Below are 9,605 nucleotides of genomic sequence, written 5' to 3' on the forward strand. Positions count from 1 at the left end.
TAATCCATATCGAGACTTGATGTTTGCTATGGCGTGGAGGACAATCCCGCGGAAGGAATCTCTGGCTTTCTTATCCTTTGCTAAAAAGAATTCATTTTCTTGTATGTATGAGAGAATGGGGCGGAGATTTCCGGTTATCGTGGTGAGGGTGACTGCGGGAATGTGCATCGCAGCCGCCGGTAATAGTGAATGCTGCGGAGGCAGGAGTAGGTTCGATGAACGAGCGTTTCGACGGTTCGAAAAGCAACGGCGGGAATTCCGGCAGGGTCGGGGGGAGGACGGCCGCCCGCTATGCCTCGATGCTCGTGGAACTCGAGCAGCGGATCGCCTTCGACGGTGCGGCCGCCGAGACGCTCGAGCGTACGGACGGCGGGGACATGGCCGACGCGGCGGCCGACTCCGGCGCCGATGCGGATAGTGCGGCGGACGCCGGCGGTTACGTCGCGCTCGTGGACGCACTCGTCGACCGCGCGGCCGACGCTCCGCAGGGCGAAGCGTCCCTCGATCCTCCGACGCAGATCGTGTTCATCGACAGCCGCGTCGAGCATCCGGAAAAGCTCCTTGCCGAGATCGGCGGCGACTACGAGATCGTGATGATCGACGCGGAGCGGGACGGCGTCGCCCAGATCGCCGAGGCGCTGGCGGGCCGGGAGAATGTCGATGCCGTCCACATCCTGTCGCATGGCGGCGCCGGGAACCTGATGCTGGGGTCGGGCGAGGTCGACTATGCCACCATTACCGGCGAATATGCCGACGAGTTCGAGGCCATCGGCGCATCGCTCTCGGAAAATGCCGACATCCTGATCTACGGATGCGATTTTGCCGACGGTGCGGAAGGCGCGCGCGCGACCCAGGCGCTTGCGGCGCTCACCGGCGCCGACATCGCGGCCTCGACCGACGATACCGGCGCGGCCGAATTCGGCGGCGACTGGGTTCTGGAGGCCGAGACCGGGACGATCGAGGCGGCGGCGCTTTCGCCCGAAGGCTGGGACCATCTGCTTGCGCCGCCCAGTCTCTCGACGTTCGGGCCGAACCTCGTGAGCAACGGGTCCTTCGGCACGACGGCTCGCGACAGGGCTGGGTGGACGGCGGAAAGCGGCCTCTTCGAGGTGAATCCAATTTCCTCCTACGGTGTCGCAGCTTCGCCCGATGGCGGCTATGTGGCGGAAGTGGAGGGGGCCGTAGACTCAACCTATGTGGAGACGACCGTCGCCACCGAAGTCGGCAAGACCTATGAATATTCGGTCTATGCCATCACCCGGACTACCCACAACACCGGCGACAGGGGTATTCTGTCGGTGAACGGCAACGCCGTTCTGAATTTCACGACGGACGGCAGCTGGAAGCTCTACACGGTCCGTTTCGAAGCGACTTCGACCTCTACCGTCCTGCGTATAACCTCGGACGGCAGCACCAGCGGCATCAAAGCCGCGAACACCGACGGTGTCGGGCTGATCGTCGACGGCGTGTCGCTCCGGGAGGTCCGCAGCGCGGACTACACCGCCAGCTATACGGAGAACGGTACGGGCGTCGGCGTCGTCAATCCCGATCTCGTGATCCGGGACAGCGATGCGACGACGCTCGCTTCGGCGACGGTGAAGATCGCCAATTTTCAGGCTGGCGACGAGCTTTTCACCAGCGGCACCCTGCCGAGCGGAATTACCGCGAGCTACGCAAGCACGGGAGCCAATGCCGGAACGCTGACGCTCAGCGGCAGTGCCAGCCTTGCAAATTACGAGGCGGCGCTGGATCTCGTGCAGTATCGCTCGACGTCCGAAGACCCTTCCACCACGCCGCGCACCATCGACGTTACCGTCAATGACGGGACGAACAGTTCGGGCGCCGCGGTCACGACGCTTGCGGTGGCGCGTGCCAACGATGCGCCGGTTCTGGGCGATAGGGTTCTGACCTACACGGCCCAGGAGGACGATCCCTCCCCGACGGGTGCGGTGGGGTCGCTGGTGTCGGCCTATACCGGCGGGATCACGGATGTGGATTCCGGCGCGAAGAAGGGTATCGCCATTACCGGGAATGCGCCCAGCAACGGCGTGTGGTGGTACACCACCAACGGCGGGACCACCTGGCAGCAGGTGGGCACGGTTTCGAACGCCAGCGCGCTGCTTCTGGCCGACAACCCGCAGACGCGGCTCTATTTCCAGGCCACAACGGCCGATTACAACGGCAGCGGCGGTACCTCGGCGCTGACGTTCCGCGCCTGGGACCAGACCAGCGGGACGGCCGGCGGCAAGGTCACGACCGCCACGAACGGCGGCACGAGCGCCTTTTCGACCGCCACCGACACCGTCGCCGTTACGATCGCGGCGGTGAACGACGCGCCTGTGCTCGTCGATCAGGCGCGCGAGATGAATGCGCTCTACGAGGACAACAATTCGAATACGCCGTTCGGAGGCCCCAGCGGCGCTGTCGGGCAAGGCGTCACGGAAGGCGCCTTCTACATCAACAGTAACGGCTGGGTGACCGAGAACGCCTATGAGGGGACGGTGTTGCGGGGGATCGCCGTCGTCGGCGCCAATACCAGTCACGGAAAACTCTGGTACACGATCGACAACGGGCAGACCTGGCAGCAGATCGGTACCGTCTCCGAGAGCAATGCGCTTCTCCTGTCGAACGCCAGCACGACGCGTGTCTATTTCCAGCCCGCTGGCGACTATAACGGCACGATCGACGATGTGCTGACGATCCGCGCCTGGGACCAGACGCAGGGTACGAACGGCGCCTATTTCAACGTCGCGGCGAACGGCACCGGCGGCTCGACCGCCTTCTCCACGGCGACCGATACCGTCAAGCAGACGGTATATCCGATCACCGATGCCACCGCCGACAGCGTGACCACGCCGGAAGACATGGGCATAGTCATCGACGTGCTGGCCAATGACAGCTTCGAGAATACGGGCCGAACCATCACGGCCGTCAACGGGACGGCGATCGGCCTGAACGGTTCGGTTGCCGTCGCCAGCGGCACGGTGACGCTGATCGAGGAGGCGGGACGGCAGAAACTGCGCTTCACGCCTAAGGCGGACTATAACGGCAGTACTCCCAATCCCGCTTTCACCTACACCGTCACGTCCGGCGGCCTGACCGAGACCGCCAACGTCACCGTCACCGTGACCGCGGTGGGGGATACGCCGCGCATCGACCTCGACACCACCACGTCCGGATCCGGCTATGCCGCCACATACGACCAGGGTCCGGCTCCCATCGGCAAGCTCGTCTCCGTCACCGATCCGGAGAACGACAATCTCACGTCGATGACGATCAGGCTGTTGAACGCCACCGCCGCCGACCGCCTGTACCTGGCGGCTTCCGTGCCGGGCATCACCGCCAGTTCCAGCTTCGATAGCGCGGACAACAGCCTGACGCTGACACTCACCGGCAACGCGACGCTCGCCAACTACCAGACGGCGCTGGGCAGTGTCCGCTTCGAGAGCACGTCCGGCACGGTCGCCCAGCGCAGCATCGTCGTGAGCGCCGTCTCGGCCGCCTCGCCGACGGCGTCCAATGAGGCCGCAGCCACCTTTACGCCCCTCGACAGTGACGGCGACGGAACGGCCAATGCCGGCGATCTCGACGACGATAACGACGGCATTCTGGACGTCATCGAGAACAGGGTTCCGGTGCCATCGCTTATCGACGGGTCGATGGAGGGCGCCAAAGATGTCGCCTGGACGGAGAACACCAACACCGGAAGTCTGAATTCGAACATCAACGGTTCGGGCTGGACTAGTTATTACGGATCGGCGGACAGCTGGAAGGGGAGTTTCTCGCTCGAGGGGACCGACTACTGGGGCGGAGCGATGAACGGCGTTCCCGGCGCCGCTGAGGGGGAGGTTTTCATCGCCCTGTACAACGGCTTCACCGCCGAAGCGATATCGAAGCAAATTCCGGCGTCTGCCGGCATACAAGTCGGCGACGAAGTTCAGATTTCCTTCAAGCAGATATTCGGCGGCGTCAATGGTGTCACTGAGCCGGGTACACAAGCAAACTTTATCTTCACCATCGATGGCGTCGCATATGACGGCGACACGCTTACCTACGAAGGGAACGTAGCAAAGCACTGGTCTGAATCGACGATCACTTTCCTCGCGACGTCGACGGCGCCGACCATCGTCGTATCGATTGGGGGGACAGGTGAGGCCAGATATCTTGGTCTGGATGATGTCCGGGTGTACAAGGTCGCGGATCTCAAGGTTGCGAGAGATGCCGACGGCGACGGCATCGTTAGCCGCCTCGACCTCGATTCCGACAATGACGGCATCACCGACAACGTCGAGGCGCAGGCGACCAGGGGCTACATCCTCCCGAGCGGCCAGGGTGCCGCGATGGCCGATGCCGACGATGACGGCCTCGACGAGGTTTACGACGCCGATAGCGCCAATACCGCGGTTTCCGCGAGCGTCGGCCTGACGCCGGTCGATACCGACGGCGACGGCACCCCGGACTTCCTCGACGCCGACAGCGACGGCGACGGCACGGCCGATATCGCCGAGCGGGACGACGGCAAGCCGACTTCGATCACCTCGACGACCGATAGCGACCGCGACGGGCTGCTGGACATCTTCGAGGGTTCGGACGCCAATGACGGCTACGACGTCAATGACGAGAACCTGACGGGCACTACATTCAATCTCGCCGATACGGACAACGACACCGCCGCCGATGGCTCCGATGCTGCGCCGCGCGGGCGGGATCTCGACTATCGTGACAATGTCGTCATCCCGGTCGTCGACCTCGACGGCGACAACTCCTCGGGTGCGGCCGGTCTGGATTACACGGTGACCTATACGGAGGACGGCGCCGGCGTTGCGATCGCGGATGCGGACGTCACCATCACCGATGCCGACAGCGCCAACATGACGGGCGCCACCGTCACGCTGGCGAACCCGCAGGCCGGCGACCGGCTGCTGGTCGACGGCTCGGCCGCCGCATCGGGAACGCTTTCGAACGGGATAGCCTGGACGCGCACGGACACCGTCGTCACGCTGTCCGGCAGCTTCACTAGGGCGCAGTATCAGGAGGCGCTCAAGCGCATCACCTTCAGGAGCACCAGCCAGACACCCTCGACGCAGCCGCGGCAGGTGAAGGTGACGGTCAATGACGGAACGAACACGTCCGCTGCCGCCACGACGACGATCACGGTGACGGCGGTCAACGACGCGCCGGTCAACACGGTCCCGGGGGCACAGACGACGGCAGAAGATGCGACGCTGACCTTCAGCGCGGCCAACGGCAATGCCATCACGGTCAATGACGCGGACGGCGGCACGCTGACGGTGATGCTTGGTGTCACCAACGGCACGCTGACGCTGTCGGGCACGGCCGGCCTCAGCTTCACATCCGGCGACGGCACGGCCGACCAGACGATGACCTTCAGCGGTACGGCGGCTGAGATCAACGCGGCGCTGAACGGGGCGTCCTACACGCCGACGGCCGACTACAACGGCTCGGCGCAGCTGACGATCATGACTTCGGACGGGACGCTTTCGGACAGCGACACGGTGGCGATCGCGGTGACGGCGGTGGCCGACATCGCCAACGACAATGCGACGACGAACGAGGACACCGCGGTCACGATCGACGTCCTTGCCAACGACAGCTTCGAGAATGCCGGCCGGACGATCACCGCCGTCAACGGGACGGCGATCGGCCTGAACGGTTCGGTTGCCGTCGCCAGCGGCACGGTGACGCTGATCGAGGAGGCGGGACGGCAGAAACTGCGCTTCACGCCTAAGGCGGACTATAACGGCAGTACTCCCAATCCCGCTTTCACCTACACCGTCACGTCCGGTGGCCTGACCGAGACCGCCGACGTCACCGTCACCGTGACCGCGGTGGCGGATGCGCCGCGCATCGACCTCGACACCACCACGTTCGGATCCGGCTATGCCGCCACATACGACCAGGGTCCGGTTCCCATCGGCAAGCTCGTCTCCGTCACCGATCCGGAGAACGACAATCTCACGTCGATGACGATCAGGCTGTTGAACGCCACCGCCGCCGACCGCCTGTACCTGGCGGCTTCCGTGCCGGGCATCACCGCCAGTTCCAGCTTCGACAGCGCGGACAACAGCCTGACGCTGACACTCACCGGCGACGCGACGCTCGCCAACTACCAGACGGCGCTGGGCAGTGTCCGCTTCGAGAGCACGTCCGGCACGGTCGCCCAGCGCAGCATCGTCGTGAGCGCCGTCTCGGCCGCCTCGCCGACGGCGTCCAATGAGGCCGCGGCCACCTTTACGCCCCTCGACAGTGACGGCGACGGTACTGCCAACGCCGGCGATATCGACGACGACAATGACGGGATACTCGACACCTTGGAATACACTGTATACGAGCCAGCGGATTATTTGGGGCCGGGAAATTGGGCCATCCCCGTTCTCAGCGGAGCGCAAGTTACAGTAGGTTCTCTCCCGGCGTTGAACGACGGGGATTTTGATTCCTCCTTAAGGATCGATCCATCTGGGGAAGAGGCGGACTATCCCGATTTCACTCTAAGATTCGATGGGGCGGCAGGCTTGCCTTCGGGAGGGTTAACGGTCGACACATTCGTAATCGCTAACGACGTATCGCCCGTCGACGGCGCTGGCGAGGGAGACGGATTGCGTGACGTCACCCTGATACTTTTCGATGCAGACGGTAACGAACTCGGCCGCGAGTCTCTCAGGGATCTTCGCACGGATCACTATCAGGATACCAACCCGGATTACTACGCGCTGAGCCAGACTTACTCTGGGGTTGCCTCCTTTGCTGTTGTCGCCGGTAGTAGCTATACCTACGGGCCGCAGCCGGGTAACGAGACGCAGGTTCGAGAAATAGGCCTTGCGCTGCGCAATGTTGCGCTTGTTCAGCGCGACAGAGACGGCGACGGTCTTTATGATCATCAGGATATCGATTCTGACAATGACGGCATCACCGACAACGTCGAAGCGCAGGCGACCGAAAGCTACATCCTTCCGAGCGGCCAAGGCGCTGCGATGGCCGATGCCGACAATGACGGTCTCGACGACGTCTATGACGCCGACACCGCCGATACGTCGGTTTCCGCGAGCGCTGGGCTGACGCCGGTCGACACCGACGGCGACGGCACCCCGGACTACCTCGACGCCGACAGCGACGCCGACGGTATCGCCGATATCGCCGAGCGGGACGACGGTAAGCCGACTTCGGTCACCTCGACGGCCGACAGCGACGGCGACGGGCTGCTCGACATCTTCGAGGGCGCGAACGTCAAAGACGGCTACGACGTCAATGACGAGAACCTGACGGGCACTACATTCAATCTCGCCGATACGGACAACGACACCGCCGCCGATGGCTCCGATGCTGCGCCGCGCGGGCGGGATCTCGACTATCGTGACAATGTCGCCACGCCGGTCATAGATCTCGACGCCAACAACTCCTCGGGCGCGGCTGGCCTTGACTATACGGTGAACTATACGGAGGACGGCGCCGGCGTTGCGATCGCGGATGCGGACGTCACCATCACCGATGCCGACAGCGCCAACATGACGGGCGCCACCGTCACGCTGGCGAACCCGCAGGCCGGCGACCGGCTGCTGGTCGACGGCTCGGCCGCCGCATCGGGAACGCTTTCGAACGGGATAGCCTGGACGCGCACGGACACCGTCGTCACGCTGTCCGGCAGCTTCACTAGGGCGCAGTATCAGGAGGCGCTCAAGCGCATCACCATCAACGTCTTGCAGAACGACACCGATCCGGACGGCGATTCGCTGAGCGTGACCTCGGCCACGGCCGGCTTCGGCACGGTGAGCATCAACGCGGACGGAACGCTGAGCTACGCGCCGGCCGCCAATTTCAACGGCACGGACACGATCACCTACACGATCGCCGACGGAAACGGGGGTGTTTCCACCGCCCAGGTCACCATCACGGTCAATGCGGTCAACGACGAGCCGACCGGCGAGGACATCTCGGATGAGGTGGACAATGACGGCCAGGTGAAGACCGGGACCGAGGCGGTCGATCTTTCGGTCTATTTCAGCGACGTCGACGGCGACGATCTGAAGTTTGCCGTTATTACGCAGCTGCCGCCCGGTCTTTCGATCGACGCCGACACCGGGGTCGTCAGCGGCACCGTCGCAAGCAATGCCAGCCAGGGCGGACCGAACGGCGACGGTGTCTATACGGTCACGGTCGCGGCCGATGACGGCCAGGGCGGCGTGGTCAGACAGACGTTTACATGGACGATCTCCAATCTGCCGCCGACGGCTGTCAACGACACGCTGCCGGGCGCCGGATCGGTTGCGGAGGATTCAACCACCACGGCCGTCGCCGCGACCGACGGACTGCTGGACAACGACAGCGATCCCGACGGCGACCCGATCCGCGTGTCCGCCGTCATGGGTTCGCCGGTGTCGCCCGGGAGCCCTGCGACCGTGACCGGTTCGAACGGCGGCACGTTCGTGGTCAATTCAGACGGCAGCTACAGCTTCACGCCCGACGGCGCCTTCGAAGATCTCCAGGCCGGCGAAAGCCGCAGCACGACCATCACCTACACCTTGGCGGATTCCGACAGCCATACGGACACGGCGACGCTCACGGTCATCGTCACAGGCGTCAATGACGCTCCGACCGTGGATGCGGACGGGCTGCCCGACGTGACGAAGGCCGATGGTGCATCGCTCGATGCCGAGCCGCTGGACATGTCGGAATATTTCCAGGATGTCGAGAGCGATACGCTGACCTTCAGCGCTACGGGGCTTCCGGCCGGTCTGTCGATCGACGCCGCGACCGGGGAGATCACGGGCACGATCGCCAGCAACGCCTCGACGATGAGTCCCTATACCGTAACCATAACCGCCGATGACGGTCAGGGCGGCCAGGTCTCGGCTGAGTTCACCTTCACGGTGACCAACCCGGCGCCGACCGCGGAAAACGATGCGGCGACCACATCAGAGGATACGCCCGTCGACATTGCGGTGATTGGCAACGACACCGATCCGGACGGCGACGTCCTGTCCGTCGACACCATGGTGCCGCCCGCGGCGGGCAACGGAACGGTGACGATCAATGCCGACGGCACCTTGCACTACGTGCCCGATCCCGACTTCTACGGTACCGACACCATCACCTATCGCGTCACCGACGGGCAGGGCGGCTACAGCACCGGTTCGGTAACGGTAACCGTGACGGCGGTGAATGATCCGCCGGTGGTCGATCTCGACGCGTCCGGAGCCGGGCTCGGCCATGCCGCGATCTTCACGGAGGGCGATGCGCCCGTTGCCATTGCCGACGGCGATGCGGCGGCCTTCGACGCCGAGGACGAGATCGTCAGGCTCGACGTGACCCTCGGCGGCTTCGCCGACGGCCCGGCGGAGGTGATCGGAATCGGTGCCGCGGACAGTGTCACCGTCGGCGTCGCGGGCAGCGGCACCGTCACCTTCGGCGACACGACCTTCGCCTACCGCTACGACCCGGCAACCGGCCTTGCCTTCACCAATGTTTCGGGCGCCGCGGTCCCGATGCCGGGCGAGGACGTGACCGCGCTGCTGCGGGCGATCACCTATCAAAGCACGACCGAAGACCCGACCGCCGGCGACCGGACGCTGACCTTTACGGCCACAGAC

1 protein-coding gene (cut by a window edge) is annotated in these 9,605 nt (G+C 64.4%); it reads left to right on the forward strand.

Annotated elements, in window-relative coordinates; translation table 11 throughout:
- The first annotated feature begins 377 nt into the window (after nucleotides 1-377).
- Nucleotides 378-9,605 carry the 5' portion of a tandem-95 repeat protein gene (locus SINAR_RS0115040; protein WP_441004998.1) on the forward strand. The gene runs 3,558 nt beyond the window's last position, so 9,228 of the gene's 12,786 nt are visible here — the first part of the coding sequence; the start codon lies at nucleotides 378-380; its stop codon lies off the right edge, out of view.

Source organism: Sinorhizobium arboris LMG 14919 (assembly GCF_000427465.1).
GTDB classification, from domain to species: domain Bacteria; phylum Pseudomonadota; class Alphaproteobacteria; order Rhizobiales; family Rhizobiaceae; genus Sinorhizobium; species Sinorhizobium arboris.